This is a genomic window from Bradyrhizobium cytisi, from assembly GCF_008123515.1.
Lineage (GTDB): Bacteria > Pseudomonadota > Alphaproteobacteria > Rhizobiales > Xanthobacteraceae > Bradyrhizobium > Bradyrhizobium cytisi.
This window is the reverse complement of record NZ_VSSR01000029.1, coordinates 201,354-227,694: the sequence shown is the minus strand read 5'-3', so window position 1 is coordinate 227,694 and position 26,341 is coordinate 201,354. Positions and strand designations below refer to the sequence as shown.

The following is a 26,341-nucleotide window of genomic DNA, read 5'->3' as shown; positions in this document are numbered from 1 at the left end:
ACCGTCGGAGCCACCTGCATGGGGCAAAAGCCCCGTCTTCAAGCTTAGGTGAGCTTAAGTGCGCTCCGGTTCAGTCTCTGTGATCCTTGTCACGTAGATCGGCTTCGTCCGTCCCAGCCAATTTCATTAGCGATTTGAAGCGCTTGTCGTCGGAAATCGGTCCCCACGTCAAAGCTAACAAAAAGCCACACTCTGCGCAGCTTTACACCAAAGCTTGGGCCAAAGCCAACCCGGCCCGACCGATTACGGGCATGCCCGTGCAACCCGTGGGCCAGGGTGGTTAATCCTGGCGCCGGCGGACGGTTCCAGCCTTGCCCAGTTCCTTGGCAGGATTTTGGGCAAGCGCGAGGCTTTTTCGGATGGATTCGAGAGGCCGGAGGTTCCCTCGCGGGGCAGTTCCCCAATCTTCATGGGCCCAGCCATTTGGCCCTTGAAGGGAAGAGCAGCGTGCGATCATGAAAAATTGCAGGCGGCCATTGCCCAAAACGGGCGGCTTTTGTGCGGCGGCGCTTACTGCACGTCGAGCGGTGCAGTGCCGTTGGCTTGGCCGCTGGCATCGATGGTGATCTTGTCGACGCGCGCCTCCGCCTGGCGCAACAGCTCCTCGCAGCGGCGCTTCAGGGCTTCGCCGCGCTCGTAGATCGTGACGGATTCCTCGAGCGGCACCTTGCCGTCCTCAAGCCGCTTCACGATCGTTTCGAGTTCCTCGATCGCGCGCTCGAAGGTGAGCCGGGAGACGTCGACTTGGGTATTTTCGGCCATATCCGTTTCCGATTGCCCGATTCGCTTCTCGTATAAAACAGCAGAGTTTTGCGGGCTTAATGTGGCGGGTCTGTCTAGGCGCCCATCAGGGCGCCGACATGCGCCGTAACAGATTCTTTCAGTCCTTGCAGGTCGTAGCCGCCTTCGAGCACAGAAACAACGCGCCCGCCAGCGGACTTGTCGGCAAGGTCCATCAGCTTGCGCGTGACCCAGCTGTAGTCCTCAGCACGCAAATTCAGCGAGGCCAGCGGATCGCGGTAATGCGCGTCGAAGCCCGCGGAGATGATGAGCAATTCGGGGCTGAATTTTTCGAGTTGCGGCAGGATCAAATTCTCGAACGCACTGCGGAATTCGGGCCCGCCGTCTTCCGAAGCGAGCGGTGCGTTGACGATGGTGTCGTGATCGCCGCGTTCGCCCTTGGCGCCGGTGCCCGGAAACAGCGGCATTTGATGCGTCGAGCAGTACATCACGGTCGGGTCCGACCAGAAGATGTCCTGGGTGCCGTTGCCGTGATGCACGTCGAAATCGACGATGGCCGCGCGCTTGATGCCATATTTGCGCTGCGCATGGCGCGCGGCGATCGCGGCATTGTCGAAGAAGCAGAAGCCCATCGGCTTGCCGATCTCGGCGTGATGGCCGGGCGGGCGCACCGCGACGAAGGCGTTGCGGTGCTCGCCGTTCATCACCGCTTGGGTCGCAGCCACGGCGCCGCCGACGCCGCGCATCACCGCTTCCCACGTGCCGGGGGACATCGAGGTATCGCCGTCGATATAGACCTGGCCGCTGGCCGGCGCGATGTGACGCAGCTCGGTGACGTAATCTTCGTTGTGGCACAGCGTGACGAGGTCGAGATCGCCCTCCGGCGCCAGGTCGCGGGCCAGGAACTGGAAGCGCTCAACCGACAGCGCCTCCTCCACCGCGCGCAGGCGGTCGGGTCTTTCAGGGTGTCCCGGCGGCGTGACGTGGTCGAGGCAGGCCTTGTGGGAAAGGAGAAGCGTGCTCATCAGGTCGGCCTCACTGGGAACGAACTCTCGACGTCGCTTGGCGCATCCAACGACAAAACGCAATGCAAAACCCAATCTATGCGTTCCATCGCGAATGGCAAAGGGCGTCCCGTTCCGCCCAGGTTTGATCCGGATCAATTCACCCGCAGGATGCGGGTCGGCGGCAGCGGGCCGATCGGACCATGTGCTTTAAAGAAGGCAAACAGCGCATCGGCGTCATAGCCGCCATATTGCGGCGAAGCGCCCTGTCTCGCGACCGTAAAACCATCGCCACCGACGGCGAGGTAATCGTTGACGGTCACACGGTAGCCGGTACCCGGCTCGATCGGCTTGCCATTGAGCGTCATCTTGTCGGCTATCACGCGCTCGCCGAGCGGCTTTGATGCGTCCCAGCTGTAGCTGAACCCGATCGACACCTGGAGAATCCGAGGCCGCTTCGGATCGAGCCATTGCTGCTCCAGCATGTCCTTGAGCTGGCTGCCTGACAGCGTCATGGTGACAAGGCGGTTGCGGAACGGCTGGCTCGCGAACAGCTCGCCGTAGGACACAGCGCCGTTCTCTTTCGGGATGATGTCGGTGCGGATGCCGCCGGGATTGGTGAACGCGATGACAGCGCTGCCATCCTTGGCGTCCCTGGTTGCGGCAAGCTGCGCATCGGCGATGACGTCGCCGAGTGCGCTTTCGCCAGCCTCGTTCGGCACGCGCGACAGCGTCTGCGTCACCGATCCGGCCGGCCGGTTGGCAATCGGCGCCGAGAGGTTGTCATAGGCGTCGATCAGAGCGGTCTGCTCGGGATCCTTGGCGAGCGAAGCGTTGGCGACGATGACGTTCTCGGCCCTGGCGCCGACGATGTCGCGTGTTGCGGGATCGAGCTTGAGGTCGATCGCGGTGACGAGCGTGCCGTATTTGTCGCCGCTCGTCACCAGCCGGCCGTCGATTTGGCAAACATAGGCACGATGGGTGTGGCCGCTGACCACGACGTCGACGGCGCGGTCGAACTTCTTGACGATGTCGACGATCGGCCCCGCAATCGCCGGGCATTCGTTGTAATCGCCGCTTGGCTCGCCGCCCTGGTGGATCAGCACCACGATCGCCTCGACGCCCCGCGCCTTCAATTGCGGCACCAGCGCGTTCACGGTCTCGGCCTCGTCGCGGAATTCGAGCCCGGCAATGCCTGACGGAGAGACGATGCCGGCGGTGTCCTTCAAGGTCAGCCCGATGAAGGCGACCGGGACGCCCTCGAACTCCCTGATCTCGTAAGGCGGCAACACGCTCTTGCCGGTCGCAGTCTCGATGGTGGAGGCCGCAAGATAATGAAATTTTGCGCCGGTGAAGGGATGCGGTCCCTGGCATCCGTCCTCCGGATGGCAGCCGCCGTTCTGCATCCTGAGCAACTCGGTCTTGCCTTCGTCGAATTCGTGATTGCCGACCGAGGTGATCGCAAGCCCCATCATCGAGAGCGACTCGACCGACGGCTCGTCGTGAAACATCGCCGACAGGAACGGGCTCGCCCCGATCAGGTCGCCGGCGGCGATGAAGATGGTGTTCTTGTGCCCCTCGCGCAATTGCTTGACCAGCGTCGCCATGTACTCAGCGCCGCCAGCGGCGACCATCACCTTCTTGGCTCTATCCTCGGGATCATTGATGCGGATACCGCCCGGCGGCGGACGGAGATTGCCGTGGAAATCGTTGATCGCGAGAATGCGCAGCTCGACGGACGCCGCGGTCTGGGCCGCGGCGGGCTGGGCGGCGAGCGCGAGGGCGAAGCTGGTCAGGCGGAGAAGATGTCGCATGGAACAAGATTAGTCATTCCGCGCGAAGATTTCACGAAAGTTCTCTTGCCTACCTCTTCTTCCTGTTCGCAAACGCATTGAACGCGGCGGTGGCCTCGTCCGATTTCAACCGTTCGCCGAATAAATGGGCTTCCTGGTCGATGCGGCGGGTGAGCTCTTCCGGGGCTGGGCGCAGCAATTTGCGCGAGATTGCGACCGCCTCCGCCGGCAGCCGGCAGATCTCGCGCGCCACCTTGCGGGCCTCGACCTCGGTATGTCCCGGCGACACCACGGTGTTGACGAAGCCGGCGGCATGGGCCTCCGCGGCGGTGAAGCTGCGTCCCATCACCAGCATGCCGAAGGCGCGCTGGTAACCCATGGTGCTCGGCATCAGCAGGCTGGCGGCGCCGACCGGCACGAGCCCGAGATTGATGTAAGGCGCCGAGAAGGTCGCGGCGTTGGAGGCGAGCACGTAGTCGCAGTGAAACAGCATCACGGTGCCCATGCCGATCGAGGCGCCGTCCACTGCTGCGATGATCGGCTTGACGTTGAGGGCCAGCGAATACAGGAATTTGGCGCCGTCCGACAGCGTCTCGGGCCGCGACGCGTCGGCCTTGATGAAATCGTCGATGTCGTCGCCGGCCGTGAACACGCCGGAGCCGCCCGTGATGATCATGCAGCGGATGTCGGGGTTGTTCTGCGCGGTGTCGATCGCGCGGCTCATTTCGCGATACATGTCCTGGGTGATCGCGTTCTTCTTGCCCGGGCGGCGCAGGGTGATCACGCGCGTTCCACGCTCTTCGGTGACGACGATATTGCCGTTCGGCATGAGGACTCCCTGCGGCCGCCGCGGCGCCTGCCATCGGCGACTCTTGCGAGGCGCAGCCTACATGATCGGGCAGGCGTGCCAATCCTGCGGCTCAACCATTTCGGTGGTGATACCCGCGAGCGGTCGCATGACACCCGTCCGATGATGGCGCTCGTCCGGGAACCGTGGCGCGAAAAGCTGGATCACATGTGCTGCGGAGTTTTGCGCATTGCAACAATTGGCTACAATGTTTCGATTGAAAAACCGGTGGTTGTGCGTCACGATCAGCCGTCTCGTTCCATGAGGTCGATACTTGATCGATGATTGCCGCAACGGGCGTTGACGAATCCTCGCTTCACTACCGCGGCTGGCGCGTGGTGCTGGCTTGCTTCCTGATGGCCTTCTTCATGTTCGGCTTTGGTCTTTACGGCCAGGGTGTCTATCTCGCCGAGCTCCAGCGCGCCCATGGCTGGCCCGGTACGCTGGTGTCCGCGGCCAGCACCTTCTCGTTCCTGCTGACCTCCGTCCTCGTCATCTTCACCGATGATCTGCTCGCCCGCATCGGGTTGCGGGCGCTGATCCTGTGCGGGCTGACGGCGCTTGGCGCATCGACGGCGCTGCTGGGACTGATGCAGGCGCCCTGGCAGCTCTATCTTGCCTATGCGCTGATGTCGGTCGGCTGGACCGGCATGGGATCGGTGGTGATCGCGACGGTGCTGAACGCTTGGTTCGCGCGGCGCCGCGGGCTCGCGCTCAGCCTCGCCTTCAACGGCGCCACCTTCGGCGGCATCATCCTCGTTCCGGTTTTGCTGGCGCTGAGCAGCAGTATCGGTTTCCGTTCAGCCATGCTGGCGGCCACCATCGTGATGGTGGTGCTGGTGCTGCCGGTGGTCATCGTCTTCACCGGTTGGCCGGTCGACGCGTCGCCGAATGGAGCAGGTGTCTCTGGGGGCAAGGCCGCGCGTCATTCGCGGAAGGAGCTGCTCGCCAACGCGTCATTCTGGACCATGGTGCTGCCGATCGCGATCGCGCTGTTGGCGCAGATGGGATTCATCATCCACCAGGTGACGTTTCTCGAGCCGCTGATCGGCCGCGCCAGTGCAGGCCTCGCGGTCACCATCATGGCGGCGATGGCGGTGGTCGGCCGGCTGTCGCTCGGCCTGTTCGTCGACCGGCTCGATCCGCGGCTTGCCTGCGCGGCGTCGATGACGAGCCAGGCGGCGGCGCTGCTCGTTCTCCTGCAAAGCCAGAGCCCGACCGTGCTGCTCATGTGCTGCGCCGTCTATGGCTTCTCGATCGGCAACATGATCACGTTCCCCCCCTTGATCATCCAGCGCGAGATCGGCAGCACGGCTTTCGCGGCCGCGATGGGGTTGGGGACGTCGATCAGCGGCGTCGTCAGCGCCTTCGGCCCGGGCATCGTCGGCCTCGTGCGCAGCGCGAGTGGTGACTACACCATGGCGTTCGCGATGTGCGTTGTGCTCGATGTCGTCGCGGCCGGCATCGTGCTGTGGCGGCCGGGAAAAAGAGCCGAGGTCGCAGCTTCGTAGGACGGATAAGCGTGGCACGCGCGTCCTACACATTCGGTGTCATCGTCTGACTTGATCGGGCGACCCAGTACTCCGAGACGTCCGTCGTTGATCGAGAAGCAGCGGCGTACTGGATTCCCCGCTTTCGCGGGGAATGACAGCAAGGAGGAGGGAGGCTTCTTTACCCCAGCAGCACCGCATCCGCCGCCGCGACCGACCCCGCGCTTTCCGTCACGGTGCGCTCGAGCGCGGGCGCCTGCACGGTGATGTTCTCGGCGAAGAAGCGCGCGAGCGAGACGTAGCGCGCGGCCTCGGTATTGCCGCCGGCCTTGGCGGCGAGCGCTTCGGAGGCCAGCATGCAGCCGCCGAGCGTCGAGCCAAACTGCTGCAGATACGGCGTCGCGCCGGCGAGCGCCTCGTTCGGCGCGGATGTGACGCGCTCCAGCAGCCACTTGCTCGTTCGCGTCAGCGCCTCCAGCGCCTCGCGCAACTTCACGCCCGTGGTGCCGAAAGCGGGATCGTTCGAGGCTTCGACCTGCTTGACGGTGGCCGCGAGATCGTCGAGCAGCGCCCACACCGATGCCCCGCCGTTCGCCGCAAGCTTGCGCGTGACGAGGTCGATCGCTTGGATGCCGTTGGTGCCTTCATAGATCGCGGTGATGCGGGCATCGCGATAATGCTGCGCGGCGCCGGTCTCCTCGATGAAGCCCATGCCGCCATGCACCTGCACGCCAAGATAGGCGACCTCGTTGCCGATATCGGTGGAATAGCCTTTTGCCATCGGTGTCAGCAGCGCGGCGCGAGCGGCCGCATCGGCGCGTACCTTCGGATCCCTGGCACGCGTCGAGACGTCGATCGCGACTGCTGTGGCATAGCAGATGGTGCGCGCGGCCGCCGTCTGCGCCCGCATCCGCATCAGCATGCGCTTGACATCGGGGTGCACGAAGATCGAATCCGACCCGTCGCCCTTCTTGCCGACAGCGCGGCCCTGCTTGCGCTCCTGCGCATAGGCCAGTGCCTGCTGATAGGCGCGATCGGCGACGCCGACACCCTCCAGGCCGACGCCGAGACGGGCCTGATTCATCATCGTGAACATGCAGCGCATGCCCTGGTTCTCTTCGCCGATCAGGAAACCAATCGCCCCGCCATGATCGCCCATGGTCATGGTGCAGGTCGGCGAGGCATGCATGCCGAGCTTGTGCTCGACGCCGCTGGCAAAAATGTCGTTGCGCGCGCCGAGCGAGCCGTCGGCATTGACCATGAACTTGGGAACAAGAAAGAGCGAAATCCCCTTGGTGCCGGCGGGTGCGTCCGGCAGGCGCGCCAGCACGAAATGCACGATGTTGTCGGTCATGTCGTGCTCGCCATAGGTGATGAAGATCTTCGTCCCCTTGATGCGATAGGTGCCATCGGCCTGCTTCTCGGCGCGGGTGCGCAGCGCGCCGACGTCGGAGCCGGCCTGCGCCTCGGTGAGCTGCATCGTGCCGGTCCATTCGCCGGTGACGAGCTTCTCGAGATAGATCGTCTTGAGCTCGTCGCTGCCATGCGCATCGAGCGCCTCGATCGCGGAGGCCGTGAGCAGCGGGCAGAGGCCGAAGGCAACGTTCGACGCGCTCCAGATCTCGGTGCAGGCGGCGTTGATCGCGGTCGGCAGGCCCTGACCGCCGAAACCTTCCGGTCCGGACACTGCGTTCCAGCCGCCGGCGGTCCAGCGCTTGTAGGCATCCGGCCAGCCCGGCGCGGTGGTGACCTTGCCGTCGCTAAGCTTGATGCCGTGCTCGTCGCCGACGCGGTTGAGCGGCGCCAGCACATCGGTTGCGAACTTGCCGGCCTCTTCCAGCACCGCGGCGACGATATCGGTGTCGAAATCGCCGTAATGGCCGGCCTCGATGGCGGCCTTCAGGCCGGCGCCATGGTTGAGCGACAGCAGCATGTCAGAGATCGGCGCGCGGTAGGTCATGGCTCACTCCCGAGGACAGGTTTGGCGCCGTATTCCCATGAAACGCCTGTCGTCTCAATGGGCGGGAGGGCCGGGGCGGGGCAGGGATCGAGCTTATAATAGAGCGTGGGCGGCCCGTGGTATTTTGCCCCTCCAGGCGGTTGAAATGCCGCGCCGCTCCCTATAGACCGGCTGCGACCAGAGGGAATCTGCGGTAGTCGGTTCTTCCGCCGTTCCCTTCGTCGCCTGATGGGGCGTAGCCAAGCGGTAAGGCAGCGGATTTTGATTCCGCCATTCGGAGGTTCGATCCCTCCCGCCCCAGCCAGAGCTAACACGCTGATTTTGTTATTAAAACGGCCTTGCCGCAACCGGAATCTCCAGCGCGTTTGGAAATTCCGTTTGCCTCCCATTTGGAAATTCTGTGCTGGTTTCGTTTTTGGTCCAAGGCAGATGAAAGTCGTCGCGCGTTGAACGTCGCTCAACTTATCAAAATACGAATTGAGCCGATGAACGCTGTCTGCTGGTTGCAAGCTTCCGACCGCTGCCGATGACGGCTCGCGCGGGATCGACAGTTGCAGAAGCCCGCCGCCTTTTGCAGCGTTCAACGAAACGCGCAGTCTACCTTTGAGATCGGACGCTAGCCTTCGAAATTGGGGAGGTCTGCATTTCGTCTCGAGGTGATGCTGCTCCATCAGCATTCTGCTGATCGAGCTCCTTCTGCGCCAAGAGATGTGCATGCCGCTTACGCGTCGCAGCCAACGCTCGCATCATCGTTTCCTTGGCATAGCCACGATAGGCCTGTGCGGTCTTGTGGCCCGAGAGCGCACGACCCTGGCCGTCCGTCAGCTCGGCTTCCTCAAGCTCGGTCATGCCGCCGTGTCGACAGGAATCAAGCGTGAACAGCTTTGAGACGCCGTCGATCTTTTTGCGCATCTGCTGCACTACTTTTTCCATGCCCGGATAGGACCATACTTTGGCATCGCCCTTGCGTTCACCCTTTTGGATCCGACGCATGATCATCGGGACGCCGAGCTTGGGCAGATGGCTCAAAACGTCCTCAGCTTCGGCGTAAAACTTGACGGTCTCTCCGTCGAGAGTCTCTTCTAGCGGATGCCAAACCAACGCCTTGTTCTTGTGGTGCTCGATGCGCACAGCGTGTGGCCAGTTTTTGCTGCGATAGTCGGGCCACGACAAAAACCCGGCCACCACGTTTTCTGGCCGTTGCAGCCATTCAAAGCAGATCACCGCGACAGCCGCGGGTTCAGGCCGGCCTTCTTTGATGCAGCCCCACGCAAATTTATAGACCTCTTCGCGCGTGACCGCATGCTTCTTGGTCTTGGTGCGGTTCTTGAGGGTGAAATCATCCCAGGGGTTCGGATGCTTCTTGTCGAACAACTCAGGGTGCAGACGACGCATGATCCGCCACACCTTTCGGCAGAGCCCGACTACCTTTTCTCCCTGCCGCAGCCTGATGCCGTTCGGCCCGTTGATGATTTTGTCGTAGATCTTATCGGCGGCTCGTGGCGTAACTTCAATGATCGGCCGTTCGCCAATCCGCCGTCCGTTCTTATCGATGGTGTCGCAGATCATTTGCATGATCCGTTCGTAATCGGGGCGGGACCGAGGTGAGACCTTCTCGGTATACGCCTTCTCCGTTTTGTATTGCCGGAATAGCCAATCGATCGTGCCATAGCGCGCGATCTTTCCCTGCTCACCGGCCTCCCCTCTGCGGTGGTTGTTCCATTCATCGAAGAGGGCATTGAGTGTGGCAGCACGTCCGCCTTTTCCCTCTTCGCCGCATGCGACTTCGTAGCTCGTCCCAAGTGGCTCATTCGCCATCTCGCAGCCGAGCTTGCGGTAATAGGTGGGAATCCGGAAATAGAATGCGACCGAACCGCGGGTAAGCCGACGCACCTCCACAAAGCGTGGAAGCGGCCGCTCCAACGTCACAAATCCTCGGCGAGGTCGCCCGGCACCATGTCCGGCGCGATGGCTCGGTCCAGATCGTCTCTCAACCACAGCTGACGCCTCCCTTCTTTCACACGTGGTCGAGGATACTCCTTACCGACTCGTTTGAGAAAGGCTTCGACAGTCAATTCTCCGCAGTACGCTCTCTCGCAGGCGCCAGCCATGTGGCCATGACCGGAGGCGGGGGTGAATTTCCAGGTCACGGTGCTGAAGATCCTGGTGAGCTATCCAGACGGATTTGCTGCGATGGCCGATCTCAAGCGCGACATGGCGATCCTGGCGACCAGCGGCCGGGACTGGGCCGATCGCACAAAGCGGCTGGCTGCGCGTGTACCGGCCCTCGACATCTTTTCGCAACATCTCGTCGAGCGCGAAAACGGCGGCTGGAAGATCACCGTCAAGGGACGGACAGTGCTAGAGTTCATGGAAGCCCGCACCGCCGTCGTGCCACCAACAGAGACAGTGCCAGCCGAGAACAGGGATGCGCCCATACCACCACTTCGACAGCCGCCGGAGCGCGCTAGGCGACGACGCGAACGTCGCGAGCGGCGTCGTGAAGGTCGAGAACGGGCGCGGGCGAACGCTTCCTAATCCTACGGACGCTTTCAAAGGGGGGTGCCAGATCCAGGCATAGTTCATAGAAAAGACGAGGCAGAGCAGCAGCTCCAAGCCGCCGAAGGATGCGATTGTCCTGAACTCTTAATCAGCGGGTCCCAGGTTCGAGCCCTGGTGCGCCCACCAAACAAATCAAGACTTAGCGAGAGAAACCGTTTGAGAGAGCCGAACTAAAACGGTTTTTCAAACGTTGTTTTTGACACCGGGCCGAAGAGGCCACTCTCTACAATGTGATTGGAAGCTCCGGCTGGAGCCAACGGCCGGGGATTCCAGAGGCGCCCGACACAGTCGGCATTCTTCCATTTAAGTTGAATATCATCGGCGACATACTTCGGCACCTCTTTCGAGCGGGGCGCGAGGCCGTATGTTGCAGGGGTGATAGTCACTCGCGATTGTACAACAGGCAGCGGCGATAGACCGATTGGTGCATCGACGCCTCGGACAGGCGCTTAAAACAGGGCCAGCAGCCAGATCGCAGAAGCAGGTGGTAGATCGTAGTAAAGGCGTTGAGTGTAGGGCGACTGCCCAATTATCGGAGAGCTTACGCTCGCTTTCCATTGATCAAATGAGAGTACCTTGCCCGGGTAGCGATCAATGGTGAGGCGGGTCCGTTCGAGGTCGAATAGCGTGTTTGAGAGAAAGCTTGTGCCTCCAACGGGCGGCCGGGCTATGGTCCGTGCTAAATCCTCGATCGCGGCCTTCTCATGAGCTGGGCGGTTTCAAGTAGCTTCGCTGCGGCGGTGCGCAGGTATCCGGCGTAGTTAGACTTCAATTGCTCTTCTGCCTCTTGGAGCAGTTTCGCCGAAGCCTTGGCTTTGTCCGCCGCCCGCCGATCGGAGGTGTGACGATAGCTGTTGAGGTATTGTCGAACTCCGCCCAATGTCTGTAAATCGAAGCGGGTTCTGCGAGCCTCGGACAACGCGCCTGCGGGATTCCAATCGAGATGCAACGTAGCCGATAATTATGGCAAAGGCAGGCTCGCGGGGCATGACTCGTTGCCGCCCGGACTTAAATTGTCGTGATCAGCGCGGCCGGCGGATGGAGATTTGGGGCATCGATGCACCGCAGAAGGTAGTGAAGATGTCCGACAAGACCGAGATCACCCTGAAGGACCTCGGCGAGCGCAATGACATCATCAAGACCATGCACCGGGCGCTTTCGGATCAGGGCCTCGCGGAGGAGCGTGGGGTCGGGCAATACGCCCTTCATGGCGCCTCGATCAACCAAACCGTGGTCGGTCGTGTCCTGGCCAAGGGCCTCGCCAGCGACGAGATGAGCGAGCGGGTCTTTCTTGTGATCGACGGAGTCGATGGAAGGGTTCATCACATGGAGTTCGGCGATGCCTCCCGGGTCGAGGAGGTTCGGCGGGGCATGATCGTCGAGGCGGCTCCTCCCGCCTCTGGGACCCGGTCGGCAGACCACAACATTGCCATCAACGCCGAGGAGGGCGACGGCATCTACCGGCCCAGCCGGCATCTCGCCCGCGTCAAGAACAGCTTTGAACGTCAGGGCAAGGATCCGGAAAGCTTCGTCCGCTTCCACGTCCGCCGCCTGCAAGCGCTGCGCCGGGCGGGGCATGTCGAGCGGCTCGACGAGGATCATTGGCGGGTCCCGCACGACATCGTCGAGCGCGGGCAGGCCCACGACCTCGCCCAGGGTGGCAACAGACCCCAACTCCGTACCCTCTCCACCCTCGACCTTGAACGGCAGATCACCAGTGACGGAGCGACCTGGCTCGACCGCCAGCTGATCGCCCGCGACCCTATCATGGTCAAAGACCTCGGCTTTGGCCGACAGGTCAAGCAGGCTCTCAATCAGCGCACCCAGCGGTTGGTGGAAATGGGCTACGCGGTGACCAAGGACGGGAAGATGAGCATTTCCCGGCCGAGCATCGCCACCCTCGAGCGGAACGAGGTCGAGCGGGTCGGACACCAGATGGCATCCACGCTTGGACGAACCTTCCAGCCGGTCAAGGCAGGCGAGTACGTCACCGGGGCTCTCGTCGGTTCGACCAATCTCGCCAGCGGTCGCTTTGCCATACTCGAAATCCTGAGCGCCGATGGTGGCCTCGGCTTCGCTCTCGTCCCCTGGCAGCCGGTCCTCGACAAGCGCATCGGCCAACACGTCTCCGGCACCGCGTTGGATAGCGGCGGCATCGATTGGAGCTTCGGACGAAAGCGCGGGCTGGGCTTGTGAGCTTCGTGGGAGGGCTTTGCCAGTTTGACGCCATTGGGCCGGACCGGCGTCATCCCGCCGAGGCTGACGGCTCCGCGCGCCCTTTTTGCGCTTGGCCTGCCTTCAAGCTTTCAAACGTAGCCCATCCCGAGCATTGAGCCCTCCATCTAAGAACTTCAGCAACAGCCTTGCTGCGGATCTCTGCAAGGCCCTGCAACTCGAAGCAAAGAAGAGAAGAGAAGAGAAGAAGATTGCAGAACTCACACCTGTGCATTGAAGACGAGGGATCAGGTGCTTGCGACGCTCACTTGCCTGCTACAGTGGCCGTCCATCAGCGAGATACGGAAATCGTTGCGCGCCTCAATGCGGTGCTGGCGCAGCTCACGCAGACTCGGCTCCCTCGACCGGCAATTGGCGGCTGAAAGGAAGAAAGGCTTTGCTGCGGTCATGGCAGGCTCAAAAGGTCACGCGCGCGCCGACACGCGACCCAGCAGGAGCTGGCGACTCAAAGCGCCGAGTACGGCCTGGTGGCGGGCTGGAGCCAAAGCTTGAGCAGCTCGAACCTGATTTGCGGCTGAAAAAGCAACGGGTGGCAGTCGTACGAGCCGGTCCCGGCAAGCTCTATAGTAGTGCTGGTCGTGGTTGGCGGAATGGGTGGCAGGACTCCACACTTCATCGCGCTACGCCCTCGCGCTCTGGAGGGACGCCAGAGCCGCTGTAGATGCTGATTTGGGCTCGATCACAGGTCGGCAACAGCACATCCCGCAGGAAAATCATCCCGCAGGATGCGGTATTCAGAGCCGGTAATGACGGCTATCAGCGACAGACGTAGCTGCCGTTGACCAGAACGCGGACACATGCCGTGCCGACGGCGGCTGCACCAACTGCCGCGCCGCCTACGACCGCGCGCCTGGTGGTGCGGCGTGCGACGCCGGCGACTGACACTGGTGTCAAGGGGCGCCCGACCCGTGCTTCTGCCCGACTTAGCGAGAGCGAAAGGCTTTCGTCGGCCGACCAGCCAATTGAACCGGACACTCCGAGGGCGACCACGGCACCTGCGAGTGATAATTTTATGAGCATGCCACGCTTCATGGGAGTCTCCGTCCTGTGAGAGTGAATTGGGATCGCTCCATGCTTTGGTGCTCGGACCATTGATCAAGGTCAAGGAACCGTAGAAATCGTGCAGCTGTAGCGCGGGCGAAACGCCAAAACGCTTTCAGCCCAAGTCGGGCACGCGTCAGCCATTTCGGCTCTTGTTACTTCTGCATGCAAAGGGGCCTCAGCGTCTCGTCAGTGCTGCGCGCCTTCGCGTATTCCATCAGTGCCGTCCGGGCCGCTTCGCAACGCTCTGCACTCGAAAATTCTTGCGTCGATACAACAGCGCCATTGGCAACGCCGAGCCAGCTGACGACAATTAGAACATAAGTCATGCTATTCTCCCGCACAGCCATTGGTCGCGTGAGTGTAGCTTAGAGCGATGAGCGGCCTAATGAGGCGCCGCCCATCGTGCCGTTCTCGGATTTATTGACACACATACATGATGCCATCCCCGCCCTCGTCACAACACGAACGCAGCACCAGGGCGGCGACTTGCTTTAGATCAAGGGTTTCGAAGAAATGGAGGTCCCCCAGCCCCTTCCAATTTTATCGGATCAAGCAAAGCAAATCTGGAGGACACCGTTCGAACGGCGGGAGGTGCAGCCGCCGGTCGCATCGGAAAGCGCGCCGTTACGGTGAAGCCGCCGGCGCTCTCCATACCGGGTCCAGGCATGCAGCCGCGCGAACGATTCGCGATAGAATGTTTCAGGCAATAGGTGACAAGCTCCGAGAAGGCATGAGGCGTCTCGATCTGCTCTGCGCCATCTCTGTTGTGTGGTTCGCAGGCTTGTCTTGCCCCGCGACCAATTTGCTGAACGCGAAGAAGAACCTGGCAACGATACCGCGTTTCAGTCCGTGCTCATCATGAAGCGTCTTATCTGCCAGGTTTGACCAGCTTCTCGCCTCGGCCATCCAGACAGAGTGGTTGTCTAGGTCCTGGCTTGCAAGCTGCCGGCAAAGTGCTGCGCGCGAACTCAGCTCGAATTGAATCATCATCGGCCCTCCCTGCCAGAAGCTCGATGTACGCGACGAGAAGTCTGCGATGCGCGCCGCGTCTCTGCAATTGCCCTCTCGGTCATTGTACCAAGGGGCATGTCACTGGCACTGACCAAGCCGTGCAACGGCGCGCGAGGCGATTTTGCGAAAGCTCAATTCGTTGATCTGGCTCAAGCGAAGCCGCGCTGGGATGCGATGAGCATTGGCCTGCTGCAGCGTGTGTGCGCGTGCCAAATGGAGCACCGCGCAAGCTTCAGAAAGTGCTTCACCAGAGACACGCCGCGGCGGATGCAACGGCGGTTCGGTTTAGGCAACCACGCCCATGCAGGTTGCATTGCTTCGCCAATTTTGCCGCCGTCGCCCGTTGCTCGCCAGACGAAAATCTGCGGCCGCGATGGCGCCGACAATGCCCATCTCACGATATCTGTTCTATGTCGGCGGTGCGTTGCTGGCGCTGTTCTTCGTTGCGGACGCCTGTGTCCCGGATCGGCCTGCCATACGCGGTGGAACTGGGCGCTCCGCCACTGTCCGCATTCATTCTGATTGGAAACTGCCTGAGCGGGTCGTTCTCGACACCAGCCAACCCACGACCGTCGCGACTGACATCGCTAAGGTCGAGCTGGGTGCCCCGTCGGGCGCCGACTTCCCACACACGCGCGTGCGCGAGGCATTTGCTCAGCTTGGACCGCTCGATGCCGAACGGCTGCGAGCGCGTCAGTCGACAAAGGCCGATGCGAAACCGCAGCGTCAAAACAAAATTGTGAGGAGACACATCGAAAGACGTATCCGGCTCGTCGCGCGGCCGCCGCAGTACGGCTGGTTCGGTAACCAGGTTTGGTGAGCGTCTCCGTTCGTTGCGTCTGCAGAGTGGGACGCCCACCGTTGACATTGATCAACGAATGCACGTCGAGGCATTGCCTACTGAAACGTCCTCAAGATCGGGAGTAACTGACATGAGTGAAACGTCAAGGTTTGAACGACTCGGTCGTCGCGAGGCTCTTTCCTTGCTGGGATGGGCTGCTGCGCTCGGGCTGGCGGCATCCGGTACGTTCCTGTTCGGAACACAAGCGCCGGCGCAGACAGTCGGAATGGAACGACGCCAGGAGAGGCGGGGAGCGCGCCACGAGCGCCGCCAAGAGCGGCGTATGGGACGTACCGAACGGCGCGAGGAGAGGCGTGAGGGACGCACGGAGCGCCGCGAAGAGCGGCGCTACTAGGACGCCAACATGATCTCGCCGGTCGTTGTTGGTCGACAGATGTCCGCTTGATCGCGATTCGGAAGCGGGCGCATGCCGCAGACCTGGTACGTCACGTTCGAGGTGCACAAGCGCGGGACCTTGCCGAAGCGGCGAAGTCCCCGGGAGACACGCACGTTCGAGAGCGAAGCCGCCGCGAGGACTTTCGCGCGAGAGAAGTTCAATGAGGGATTGATCGTGTTCGCGGGCACGCTCAATCCCTTCTTGCCGCGACAGTTGATTCCCTCAGGCGACATCCCGTCCTGGATCGCGCAAGACCAAGGCGAGGAGGTTGATGGCCAGGGGGACAAGCGCGACCCGGAGAAAGGGCCGTGATCACGACCGATCGTTGCCGATACCAAGAAGCGAGCTCCAGCGGCAGGCGGCTTTCCTCCATTCGGACACCAGGCGAAATCATTGAGGCTTCGTCAGCGAGAAAGATTAGCTCGAGTGCGAAATGTCTTGGGTGTTGCCATTTTGGCACGCGGAGATTGCGCCCTCGCCCGTAGAGTTCAGCCGGAAGTTGGGGAATCATTGCATTGCAACAAACCCGCCGTTTCGGCCAGTCAGAGGCGGCCGGCAAGGAGAAAGCACGATGAAAAGGCTTCTGCTAACAACCGTTTGTCTGGTGGCATTGGGCGCCGTAGGGCCCGCCATGGCTGCCGATATGGCCGTGAAGGCGCCGCCGCCGGCACCGATGATCGCTCCGATCTACAACTGGACCGGCTTCTATATCGGCGGCAATGGTGGATGGGCGCAGAACCACAACTGCGTGGATTTCCTTGACGCGGCTGGCGTAGCCGTCGCTTCCGGCTGCCGCGATCGATCCGGTGGCGTCATCGGTGGCCAGCTCGGTTATCGCTGGCAAGCCAGCCAGTGGGTGTTTGGTCTGGAAGCTCAGGGCGATTGGGCGGATCTCAGCAACCAGCGCGTCAGCCTCATCGATCCGACGCTCTCCACTCGCACCAAAACGAGTGCCATCGGCCTCTTCACCGGCCAGATCGGCTACGCTTGGAATGCGTCACTGCTCTACGTGAAGGGCGGCGCGGCGGTGACAGACAACCGCCTCAGCGTTCTTGATACTGCGTCCGGTGCCGAGCTCGCCGCGCAAAGCGCGACCCGCTGGGGTGGTGTCGTTGGTGTTGGATTCGAGTATGGCTTCACCCCGAATTGGTCGGTGGGTGTCGAATACGACCATTTGTTCATGGGGCACCGGAATAATTCGTTCACAGTCGCTGATCCGCGACTTGCCGCTTTTGTGAACGACCGGATCACGCAGGACGTGGACATGGTCACGCTTCGCTTCAACTACCGCTTCGGCTGGGGCAACCCGGTCGTCGCAAAGTACTGACCTCTCCCGATCTGCCCCCTTCAGGGGGCTGGCGGCAACGCCGGCCCTCACTTTTCGCGACGTTGTCGCGGCAAGCTGATCAGCGCCTGCCGACGCGATCGACCGGACCGCCGCGGTTCGCCGGAGTGCCCGGCCGCACCGCCTCGCGTGCAGCAGCGCGAGCAACGGGACGCGCTCCCAAGACGACACCCGGTCTCGCGACGCAATGTGCGGGATAATCCACGTATTGGCAGTATATGACGGCATTGGCGCTTTCAGAACTCGCGAAGACGAATCCGATCGTCACCAACGCGGCTGCTAGTCCGATGGATAACTTCATTTTGGCCTCCTCTGTCTGGAGCCGTAGTCGGGCCACTGCTCTACCAGCGAGTTGATCCAGATCAACGAAGGCGTGAGTGCTTGCGCTCCCGGAGCTCGCACGCGCGATAGGTTTCGAACTCGGATTTACCAGCCCGAATAGTAGCTCTGCCTAATCACCGGTTCGCTTGCCCGAGGCGTAGCGCCAGATGGACCGCCTGCGGGTCGCTGCGCGCGGCCGGCCTGAAGCCGAACTTGCCGAACACCGCCAGCATCGCCCTGTTCTCGGGCAGCACTTCAGCTGTGAGCTCGTTCAATCCGGCGTCGCCGGCAATCCTGCCGAGGTGATCCATCAGGATGGAGCCGACGCCTCGTCCCTGCCAGGCATCGATGACGACGAAGGCCATCTCGGCCCGGCCAGGTGCGAAGACGACGTATCGACCACCTCCGACGATGATGTCCCGGCCGGCTTGCGCGGCCTGCACCACCAGTGCGACGTGATTTCTGAAGTCGACCTCCATGAAGAAGGCGCGCTCCTTGTCGGAGAAATGGCGCTTCATCGCGAAGAAGCGGCGCTGCAACGACTGCGCGCTCGTCTGGTCGAGCGCGGCGAGCATGTTGGCCTCGTCCTCCGGCCGAAGTGCACGAACTTCGACCGGGCTGCCGTCGCGCAGGTGCTCTCTTGAACTGTAACTGGCGATGTCCGACATGAGGGTTCTGGTGTCGAGAGGCCGGGCGACGCACTTGCCAGAATTTCGCCCATGAGCCGCCTCCGGTCGCGGTCGCTTGATCTGGATCAAGAGAGCGGCGCAAAACTCGAAAGCGATCTGGGCACAGGCACGATCCTCCGGATCACTCTTCCAAGGATGGGGCTGGGAGCCATCCGATGCTCCAGGCGGGTATTGACGCATATCAACGCCTCGCTTTGCGGCGGAATATGATGGCCGCCCGCGAGATGTCACGCCGCGAAAGCTGAACGGATGTCCCTAATGATCACAGTTCCCGAACTGGTTTCGCAGGCGTTGGGCGCGTTTCTGACCGCGGAAACGAGGGACCGGTTTGGCGCTTCGCATGCCGGTCTGACCGAGTTGCTTCCGTTCGCGGCGAAGCTCGCATTGGAGTGCATCGGCAACAGCGACGCGCTTTATCACAACATAGAGCACACGCTGCTCGTGACGCTTGCTGGGCACGACATCCTGACCGGACGCGCGCTGTTGCGGCCGACCACGGCAAATGACTATGCGAACTTCATTCTGGCCTGCCTCGCTCACGACATCGGATATGTGCGCGGCGTCGTCCATGGCGACGAGGACCAGGAGTTCATTGCGGACGTGAATGGCGGCACAGTTCGCCTGCCAAGAGGATCGTCCGATGCCGCGCTGGCTCCCTACCATGTCGACCGCTCGAAACTGTTCGTTCTCGAGCGGCTGGATTCCGTCGAACAGCTCGATGCGGACCGGGTGGCCCGTGCCATCGAATATACCCGGTTTCCCTATACGATGTCCTCGAATGACAGCTTGATCGAGGAAGAGGGGTTGCTGCTGCGAGCCGCCGATCTGATAGGCCAGCTTGGCGATCCCAACTATCTGAGAAAGACGAATGCGCTGTTCCACGAATTCGAGGAGATTGGGCTCAACAAGACGCTGGGCTACGCGACGCCGGCGGACATCGTCTACAAATATCCTCAGTTCTATTGGACCAATGTTGCTCCGCAAATCCAGACGGCGATACGCTATCTCAACGTGACGTCGCGTGGCCGCCAGTGGATCGCAAGTCTCTATGGCAACGTATTCCGGGCCGAGCGTGAGATGAACCTCTCGGGACCGCAGCCATAACAGCTGCCGACCCCGCCACTCACTTGATCTGGATCAAGATCGCCGCGCGAGAGCGGGGATTAGGCTTGCCTGCAACATGCGTGACTATGGCTGAAGGCGCGTCCGTGAGAACACTTCGCCAGATCATCTCCGGAGACGAGATCATCCAGCTTGTGATCCGGCTGGGGTTGCTCGCGGTCCTGATCGTCTGGACGCTGCTTCTGATCCGTCCGTTTGTGCCGATCCTGGCCTGGAGCGTCGTGCTCGCCGTCGCGCTCAATCCGGTGTTTCAGCGCCTCGCCAAGATCCTCGGCGGCCGGCCGAAGCTTGCGGCGGGGATTCTCACCCTCGTCAGTCTCGCAATTGTTATCGGACCCGCGACCTGGCTTGGCATGGGCGCAGTCGATGGGATCAGGGATCTTGCCGGGCAAATGACAGCGGGCGAGGTACTGGTTCCCTCGCCACCTCAATCGGTCAAGGATTGGCCCCTCGTCGGACCTCAACTTTTTGATCTCTGGGATCAGGCCTCGACCAATCTTCGTTCGCTTCTGCGCGAAGTGGTGCCGTATCTCAAGCCCTTCGCGGCGACGTTGCTGGGATTTGCCGGCAATGCCGGTGTGGGAACGGTGAAATTCCTGCTATCCGTGGTCGTGGCGGGCGTCCTGTTTCCGTATGGTCCGCAGCTTGTGGCTGCGGGTCGCGATTTTCTGTCACGGATCGTGCCGGACCAGAGCGAACACTTTCTCGACCTCGCCGGTACCACCATCCGTGCAGTCGCCCAGGGTGTGATCGGCGTCGCGATTGTCCAATCCCTGCTCGCCGGCATTGGCTTCAAGCTGGCCGGCATCGGCGCCGCGGGACTGCTGGCGTTCGTGGTGCTGTTGCTGTCGATCGTGCAGATCGGCGGAGCGATCGTCATCCTGCCGGTCATCATCTGGATCTGGACCGACAAGGAGTTTCCAATCGCGCTCCTGCTGACGGTGTTTCTCGTGATCGTATCGGTGCTCGATAACATCCTGAAACCGCTCGTCATGGGGCGCGGCCTGACCACGCCCGCACTCGTCATCCTGATCGGGGTAATCGGCGGAACCCTCGTCCATGGCATCATCGGCCTCTTCATCGGACCGATCATTCTGTCCGTTGCCTGGGAGCTGACGGTCGCCTGGATCCGCACGGAACGTGTTCCGCCCGCGCAGCTGGCGGTCGAGCGTTGACCTAAATCAACATTGGCGGGTGCGCAGGCCTTTGAATGAAATCGACACGACGATGAGGTCGAAACATGTCGATGGAAATGCCTGCGTTGCCAGGTGGTCCGATGTCCGGACTTGTCGCCTCGGCGGTCGAATACATGGTCGATGCCGGACAACGGAGCATCCTGTTCCTCGACGTGATGCGCCGGCGCGGCGATCAGTATCGAGAGCACGTCGCCCAGACCGCACCGCACGTCCTGCAATATGCCGCCGAGTTGATCATCGACGGCCGCCAGCTGGATGAACCCGTCAATTACGCGCTTGTCCGCATCATCCCGTCAGCAGGCGTCGAGATCGATCCTGCGCGGCGGCCGTTCATCGTGATCGATCCGCGCGCCGGACACGGTCCGGGCATCGGCGGATTCAAGGCCGACAGCGAGATCGGCGTCGCGATGAAGGCGGGGCATCCCTGCTACTTCATCGGCTTCCTACCGGAGCCGATGCCGGGACAGACGATCGAGCGCATCGCGCGTGCCGAGGCGCTGTTCATCGAGAAGGTGATCAGTCGCCATCCTGATGCCGACGGCAAGCCCTGCGTCATCGGCAATTGCCAGGCCGGCTGGGCGGTCATGATCCTGGCGTCGCTACGGCCCGAACTGTTTGGGCCGATGATCATCGCCGGTGCGCCGCTCGCCTACTGGGCGGGCGTACATGGCAAATATCCGATGCGCTATTCGGGCGGCCTGCTCGGCGGAAGCTGGCTCACGGCCCTCGTCAGTGATCTCGGCGGCGGAAAATTCGACGGCGCCTGGCTGGTGCAGAATTTCGAGAGCCAGAACCCCTCGAACACCCTCTGGACCAAGCAGTACAACGTCTATTCGAAGGTCGACAGCGAGGCCGAGCGTTATCTCGAGTTCGAGCGCTGGTGGGGCGGACACGTCAACCTAAACGCCGAGGAGATCCAGTTTATCGTCGACGAGTTGTTCGTCGGCAACAACCTCGCTGCCGGCAACATCAAGATGTCGGACGGTCAGATGGTGGACCTGCGCAACATCAGGTCGCCGATCGTGGTGTTCTGCTCGAAGGGCGACAATATCACGCCGCCGCAGCAGGCACTCGGCTGGATCCTCGATTGCTACGCCGATGTCGACGATATCAGGGCCTATGGGCAGACCATCGTCTACACCGTTCACGAAAGCGTCGGCCATCTCGGTATTTTCGTCTCGGGCGGCGTCGCCAAGAAGGAGCACGCCGAGTTTTCCAGCAATATCGATCTGATCGACGTGCTGCCGCCCGGTCTCTACGAAGCGACCTTCGAAGCCAAGGGCGAGGAGACTACGAGTTCCGATCTCGTCGTCGGCCAGTGGGTGATGCGATGCGAGGCCCGGACGCTCGCGGACATCCGGGCCATGGGCGGCAATTCGCCCGAGGACGAGCGGCGGTTTGCCGCCGCCAAGCGCGTCTCGGAGCTCAATCTCGCCGCCTATCAAAAGTTCGTCCACCCCTGGATCAAGGGCATCGTGGCGCCGCAGACGGCGGAGTTGATGCGAAATCTGCATCCGCTGCGCACGCAGTATGAGGCGTTCAGCAGCCAGAATCCCTGGATGACCGCGGTAAAGTCGGCCGCGGACGGGATAGAAGAGAACCGCAAGCCGGCTTCGAAGGACAATCCGTTTCTGGCGTTTCAGGAGCAGATATCCAAGCAGATCGTTCATGCGTTGGACAGCTGGCGCGATTCGCAGGAAGCGCTGAGCGAGGCGATCTTCCTCAACGTCTATGGCTCGCCGGCGCTTCAAGCGGCGGTCGGTATAGATCCGAAGGCCGAACCCTCGCCCCGGCGCGAGATGCCCGCCGAACACCGCGACATGCTTGACAAGAGGATCTCGGAGCTCAAGTCCAGGATCGGCGAAGGCGGACTTCGAGAAGCGGCCATTCGTGCGCTTCTTTATGTCGGGTCGGCGAGGGGAATGGTGGACGAGCGAAGCATCGAGGCGCTGCGGTCGGTTCGACGCGACTACGACGGAGCGCGATTGACGCTGCCCGAGTTCAAGATGCTGGTCCGCGAGCAGTTCTTCATGCTGTTGCTTGATCGCGAGGCGGCGTTGGCCGCGATCCCGAAGTTGCTGCCCGACGATGCCGATCAGCGCCGCGCAGCCTTCGCGGCGGTGGGCGAGGTGCTGGCCGCCAGTGAGGAAATCATGGGTGAGCGCGCGAGCCGCCTGCAGCATGTCGCGGCGTTGTTCGGTCTCGATGCCGGCGATACGTCGGGGAGGGCGTCCAATGTTGCCTCTTTCGATCCCAAAGCGAAGGCGTCGTAACATTGGTAGGAAGGAGCGGTCTCATGTCAGCAGACGCGACGCAGACGCAGTCTCCCAGCAAATACGATCGCCTGATCACGGCCGCCAGGGCGGTGCCGCTGGCCCCAACAATCGTCGTGCATCCCTGTGACGAGACATCGCTCCGCGGCGCCGTCGAAAGCGCACAGGCTGGCATTATTCGGCCGATCCTGGTCGGGCCTGACACGAAGATCCGTGATACGGCCAGCAGGCACAGTCTCGACATTGGTGCCTTTGAGATCGTCGATACCAGGCACAGCGACGAATCTGCAACTCGGGGGGTCGAGCTGATCCACGCAGGCAGGGGCGAACTGCTGATGAAGGGCAGTCTGCACACGGACGAGCTGATGCGCGCCGTCACTGCCAAGGCCGGCGGCCTGCGCACCGAGCGGCGCATCAGCCATGTCTTCGTGATGGACGTGCCGGCCTACGCCGAGACCATCTTCGTGACAGATGCGGCCATCAATATCTTCCCGGATCTCGACGCCAAACGCGACATCATCCAGAACGCGATCGATCTTTATGTGCAAGCCGGCTTCGGCAAATCGCCGCGCGTTGCGATTCTATCGGCGGTCGAAACCGTCACGTCCAAGATTCCGTCGACGATCGAGGCCGCGGCACTCTGCAAGATGGCGGACCGGGGCCAGATCACAGGCGGTGTGCTCGACGGGCCGCTCGCATTCGACAATGCCATCGATCAAGAGGCGGCGCGGATCAAGGGGATTAAGTCCGAAGTCGCCGGGCGGGCGCAAATACTCGTCGTTCCCGATCTTGAATCCGGCAACATGCTGGCGAAGAATCTCGCATATTTCGCCAAGGCGGACGGCGCCGGCATCGTGCTCGGCGCCCGGGTGCCGGTCATCCTGACGTCGCGTGCGGATTCGCCGCGCGCACGGATGGCCTCCTGTGCGGTTGCAGCCTTGTATGCCAATGCACGGCGCCAGCATGCCCCAACGATCGCTGCGTGAGCGCCATGGATACCATTCTTGTCGTCAATGCCGGCTCATCCAGCGTCAAGTTCCGGATCTATTCGATCGAGAACGAAGGAATGCTGCGGCAGCAGCTCAAGGGGCAGATAGACGGCATCGGCAGCCGTCCCCGCTTGCGGGCCAGCGGCGGCGAGGGCGATCCACTTGCCGACCGCGCTTATCCGATCGATGCGGTGCCCGACCTTCCGTCCGCAATGGAGATCGCCGGCGCGTGGCTGCGGGACGAGCTTTGCATCCATCCCATCGCGGTCGGTCACCGCGTCGTTCATGGCGGGCCGGACTACGACCGCCCGATCCAGGTCGATCATGGTGTCGTGACCCGGCTGGAACGGTTCATCGCGCTGGCGCCCCTGCATCAACCACACAATCTGGCGCCGATCCGCTCGATCCTCGCCAATTTCCCGGCACTGCCTCAGGTCGCCTGTTTCGACACCGCCTTTCACCGCACACATAGCGCGGTCGCTGACCACTACGCGATCCCGCATGGGCTTCATGCCGAAGGCGTGCGTCGCTATGGCTTTCATGGCCTGTCGTACGAATACATCGCGAAGACCTTGCCGAAGATCGCGCCCAAGATTGCGAAGGAGCGGGTGATCGTCGCTCACCTCGGCAGCGGGGCGTCGATGTGCGCGCTCAGCGGCGGGCGAAGCATCGAAAGCACGATGGGCTTCACCGCTCTCGACGGGCTCCCGATGGGAACGCGCCCTGGTCAGATCGACCCGGGCGTTGTGCTCTACCTGATCTCCGAGAAAGGGATGTCGGCAGCTAACGTCCAGAACTTCCTTTACCGCGATTGCGGCCTGAAGGGACTATCCGGCATCAGCAACGACATGCGCGAGCTCGAGACCAGCGACAGCTTCAACGCCAGGCTGGCGATCGACTACTTCGTCTATCGGATCGGGCTCAACGCCGGGATGCTCGCCGCAGCATTGCAAGGCCTTGATGCGTTCGTCTTCACAGCCGGCATTGGCGAGAACTCCGCCACCATCCGTGCACGCGTGGCCAGTCAACTCGGATGGCTCGGCGTTTCCCTCGATCAGGCCGAGAATGCCCGTCATTCGCGGCTGATATCGGGGTCAAACAGCCGGATTCCGGTTTATATCGTGCCGACGGACGAGGAATTGATGATCGCGCAGCATACGCTGTCGCTGCTGACGAAAAGGCCAACCACCAATGCCAGACAGGAGAGGGCGTCATGATTCCCGTGTTTCCCGATACAAAGGTTGCCCTGAAGGGAAAAAAAGGCCTCGTCGTGGGCATCGCCAACGACCAGTCGATCGCGTGGGGATGTGCCAAGGCCTTTCGCGCCCTCGGTGCCGATCTTGCCGTCACATACCTGAACGAGCGTGCGAAGAAGCACGTTGAGCCGCTCGCGCAGGCGCTTGAGGCTCCCATCTTCATGCCGCTCGACGTCATGATGGAGGGGCAGACCGAAGAGGCGTTCGCGCGGATCGAGAAGGAGTGGGGACAGCTCGATTTCCTGCTGCACTCGATCGCCTTCTCTCCGAAGGAAGCCTTGCACGGGCGCGTGGTGGACGTCGGTCGCGACGGCTTCCTGAAGACGATGGAGGTCTCCTGCTGGTCGTTCATGCGCATGGCCCGTCTGGCCGAGCCGCTGATGAAGAACGGCGGCACCATGTTCACCATGACCTATTACGGGAGCCAGATGGTGGTCGAGAATTACAACGTGATGGGCGTGGCGAAGGCCGCGCTCGAAGCGTCGGTGCGCTACATCGCGGCCGAGCTGGGGCCGAAAGGAATCCGCGTGCACGCGATCTCGCCTGGTCCGCTCGCCACACGCGCGGCCTCAGGCATTCCAGAGTTCGACGAGCTGATGGACAAGGCGCAATCGAAAGCACCGTCGCGCAGCCTCGTCAGCATCGACGATGTCGGGAATGCCACTGCGTTCCTGGCGCTCGACGGCGCCAAGCTCATCACGGGCAGCGTTCTCTACGTCGATGGCGGTTATCACATCATCGATTGAGGAGAGACCGGCGCGTTGCTCAGCGATAGTGCAGGGCGATCAGCTCGGCGACGCAAGCCGGCCGTTTGCCGCCCTCGATTTCGATCACGAGATGGTAATTCACACGGAGACCATCGGGAGGGATATCCTCCGTCTCGGCAACAGTGACGCGCCCGCGCAGCTTCGAGCCCGCCCGCACCGGTGAAAGATACCTGATCCTATCAGCGCCGTAGTTAATGGTGTTGCGCAAGCCCTCCAGCCCTATCACCGAGCGGATGAACATCGGCGCCAGCGCGAGCGACAGCAGCCCGTGGGCGATGGTAGTGCCGCCGGGCATCTCTTTGCGGGCGCGCTCCTGGTCGACATGGATCCATTGCTCGTCGCAAGTCGATTCCGCAAATCGGTTGATCCGATCCTGCGTGATCTCGATCCAGTCGCTGGCGCCGATCTCGGTGCCGGCGGCAGATCTGATCTCGTTGAAATCGCCAAATATCCGCATG

At 62.1% G+C, this 26,341-nt stretch carries 23 protein-coding genes and 1 tRNA gene; 13 read left to right on the top strand and 11 right to left on the bottom strand.

Annotation, left to right across the window (positions count from 1 at the left end):
* Positions 1-510 precede the first annotated feature (510 nt).
* The 4 genes from FXB38_RS19395 to FXB38_RS19380 all read right to left on the bottom strand — a co-directional run bounded on the left by FXB38_RS19395 (position 511) and on the right by FXB38_RS19380 (position 4,367).
* Positions 511-762, bottom strand: a complete 252-nt coding sequence (locus tag FXB38_RS19395) for an exodeoxyribonuclease VII small subunit (RefSeq protein WP_148752568.1) — start codon at positions 760-762, stop codon at positions 511-513.
* 74 nt (positions 763-836) lie between these two features.
* Positions 837-1,766, bottom strand: coding sequence for a histone deacetylase family protein (locus FXB38_RS19390; RefSeq protein ID WP_148752567.1), 930 nt, complete (start codon positions 1,764-1,766; stop codon positions 837-839).
* A 134-nt stretch (positions 1,767-1,900) separates the two neighbouring features.
* Positions 1,901-3,559 carry a bifunctional metallophosphatase/5'-nucleotidase gene (locus tag FXB38_RS19385; RefSeq protein ID WP_148752566.1) on the bottom strand — a complete coding sequence of 553 codons (1,659 nt, stop codon included), beginning with the start codon at positions 3,557-3,559 and terminating at the stop codon, positions 1,901-1,903.
* 49 nt (positions 3,560-3,608) lie between these two features.
* On the bottom strand, positions 3,609-4,367 hold the full coding sequence (locus FXB38_RS19380) for an enoyl-CoA hydratase-related protein (RefSeq protein WP_148752565.1): 759 nt from the start codon (positions 4,365-4,367) through the stop codon (positions 3,609-3,611).
* A 299-nt stretch (positions 4,368-4,666) separates the two neighbouring features.
* Between FXB38_RS19380 and FXB38_RS19375 the strand changes: the two genes are divergently transcribed.
* Positions 4,667-5,896, top strand: coding sequence for an MFS transporter (locus FXB38_RS19375; protein WP_148752564.1), 1,230 nt, complete (start codon positions 4,667-4,669; stop codon positions 5,894-5,896).
* A 160-nt stretch (positions 5,897-6,056) separates the two neighbouring features.
* On the opposite strand, the gene FXB38_RS19370 is transcribed toward FXB38_RS19375, so the two are convergent.
* On the bottom strand, positions 6,057-7,835 hold the full coding sequence (locus FXB38_RS19370) for an acyl-CoA dehydrogenase family protein (protein ID WP_148752563.1): 1,779 nt from the start codon (positions 7,833-7,835) through the stop codon (positions 6,057-6,059).
* 229 nt (positions 7,836-8,064) lie between these two features.
* Here FXB38_RS19370 and FXB38_RS19365 point away from each other — a divergent pair.
* Positions 8,065-8,139: transfer RNA gene (locus FXB38_RS19365), tRNA-Gln, on the top strand.
* Positions 8,140-8,432: 293 nt separating this feature from the next.
* On the opposite strand, the gene FXB38_RS19360 is transcribed toward FXB38_RS19365, so the two are convergent.
* The gene (locus FXB38_RS19360; protein ID WP_148752562.1) at positions 8,433-9,758 is read right to left on the bottom strand and encodes a hypothetical protein; all 1,326 of its coding nucleotides are present in this window, start codon (positions 9,756-9,758) and stop codon (positions 8,433-8,435) included.
* Positions 9,759-9,968: 210 nt separating this feature from the next.
* On the opposite strand from FXB38_RS19360, the gene FXB38_RS19355 reads away from it, so the two are divergent.
* Positions 9,969-10,373 carry a hypothetical protein gene (locus FXB38_RS19355; RefSeq protein ID WP_148752561.1) on the top strand — a complete coding sequence of 135 codons (405 nt, stop codon included), beginning with the start codon at positions 9,969-9,971 and terminating at the stop codon, positions 10,371-10,373.
* Positions 10,374-11,477: 1,104 nt separating this feature from the next.
* Positions 11,478-12,593 (top strand): DUF3363 domain-containing protein, encoded by a 1,116-nt coding sequence (locus tag FXB38_RS19350; RefSeq protein WP_187434991.1) that lies wholly within the window; start codon positions 11,478-11,480, stop codon positions 12,591-12,593.
* Between the two features lie 266 nt (positions 12,594-12,859).
* Here the strand turns inward: FXB38_RS19350 and FXB38_RS42840 are convergent, their stop codons facing one another.
* The 3 genes from FXB38_RS42840 to FXB38_RS19340 form a co-directional block, all read right to left on the bottom strand.
* On the bottom strand, positions 12,860-13,021 hold the full coding sequence (locus FXB38_RS42840) for a hypothetical protein (RefSeq protein ID WP_187434990.1): 162 nt from the start codon (positions 13,019-13,021) through the stop codon (positions 12,860-12,862).
* Between the two features lie 367 nt (positions 13,022-13,388).
* Entirely contained in the window at positions 13,389-13,664 is a 276-nt protein-coding gene (locus tag FXB38_RS43880) for a hypothetical protein (protein ID WP_148752559.1), read from the bottom strand.
* Positions 13,665-14,375: 711 nt separating this feature from the next.
* Positions 14,376-14,666, bottom strand: a complete 291-nt coding sequence (locus FXB38_RS19340; protein WP_246229987.1) for a hypothetical protein — start codon at positions 14,664-14,666, stop codon at positions 14,376-14,378.
* Positions 14,667-14,988: 322 nt separating this feature from the next.
* Here FXB38_RS19340 and FXB38_RS19335 point away from each other — a divergent pair, with 322 nt between their 5' ends.
* The 3 genes from FXB38_RS19335 (at position 14,989) to FXB38_RS19325 (ending at position 17,252) form a co-directional block, all read left to right on the top strand.
* A complete protein-coding gene (locus tag FXB38_RS19335) occupies positions 14,989-15,507 on the top strand; it encodes a hypothetical protein (RefSeq protein WP_246229986.1) in 519 nt (172 codons plus the stop codon).
* A gap of 448 nt (positions 15,508-15,955) precedes the next feature.
* Positions 15,956-16,237, top strand: coding sequence for a hypothetical protein (locus tag FXB38_RS19330; RefSeq protein WP_148752558.1), 282 nt, complete (start codon positions 15,956-15,958; stop codon positions 16,235-16,237).
* 259 nt (positions 16,238-16,496) lie between these two features.
* Positions 16,497-17,252: an outer membrane protein gene (locus FXB38_RS19325; protein WP_148752557.1), complete on the top strand. Its 756-nt coding sequence runs from the start codon at positions 16,497-16,499 to the stop codon at positions 17,250-17,252.
* A gap of 473 nt (positions 17,253-17,725) precedes the next feature.
* On the opposite strand, the gene FXB38_RS19315 is transcribed toward FXB38_RS19325, so the two are convergent.
* Positions 17,726-18,259, bottom strand: a complete 534-nt coding sequence (locus FXB38_RS19315) for a GNAT family N-acetyltransferase (protein WP_148752555.1) — start codon at positions 18,257-18,259, stop codon at positions 17,726-17,728.
* 279 nt (positions 18,260-18,538) lie between these two features.
* Here FXB38_RS19315 and FXB38_RS19310 point away from each other — a divergent pair, with 279 nt between their 5' ends.
* The 6 genes from FXB38_RS19310 (at position 18,539) to fabI (ending at position 25,862) form a co-directional block, all read left to right on the top strand.
* Positions 18,539-19,384: a metal-dependent phosphohydrolase gene (locus FXB38_RS19310; RefSeq protein WP_148752554.1), complete on the top strand. Its 846-nt coding sequence runs from the start codon at positions 18,539-18,541 to the stop codon at positions 19,382-19,384.
* 104 nt (positions 19,385-19,488) lie between these two features.
* On the top strand, positions 19,489-20,577 hold the full coding sequence (locus FXB38_RS19305; protein WP_246229983.1) for an AI-2E family transporter: 1,089 nt from the start codon (positions 19,489-19,491) through the stop codon (positions 20,575-20,577).
* Between the two features lie 65 nt (positions 20,578-20,642).
* On the top strand, positions 20,643-22,871 hold the full coding sequence (locus FXB38_RS19300; RefSeq protein ID WP_148752553.1) for a DUF3141 domain-containing protein: 2,229 nt from the start codon (positions 20,643-20,645) through the stop codon (positions 22,869-22,871).
* A 23-nt stretch (positions 22,872-22,894) separates the two neighbouring features.
* Positions 22,895-23,857, top strand: coding sequence for a phosphate acetyltransferase (locus FXB38_RS19295; protein ID WP_148752552.1), 963 nt, complete (start codon positions 22,895-22,897; stop codon positions 23,855-23,857).
* A 5-nt stretch (positions 23,858-23,862) separates the two neighbouring features.
* Positions 23,863-25,077, top strand: a complete 1,215-nt coding sequence (locus FXB38_RS19290; RefSeq protein WP_148752551.1) for an acetate/propionate family kinase — start codon at positions 23,863-23,865, stop codon at positions 25,075-25,077.
* Complete coding sequence (gene fabI, locus FXB38_RS19285) at positions 25,074-25,862, top strand: enoyl-ACP reductase FabI (protein WP_148752550.1); 789 nt, start codon at positions 25,074-25,076, stop codon at positions 25,860-25,862. Before FXB38_RS19290 ends, fabI begins: the two co-directional genes overlap by 4 nt.
* 19 nt (positions 25,863-25,881) lie before the next feature.
* Here fabI and FXB38_RS19280 read toward each other — a convergent pair whose 3' ends face one another.
* Positions 25,882-26,340, bottom strand: a complete 459-nt coding sequence (locus tag FXB38_RS19280) for a MaoC family dehydratase (RefSeq protein WP_148752549.1) — start codon at positions 26,338-26,340, stop codon at positions 25,882-25,884.
* Position 26,341: the final 1 nt, after the last annotated feature.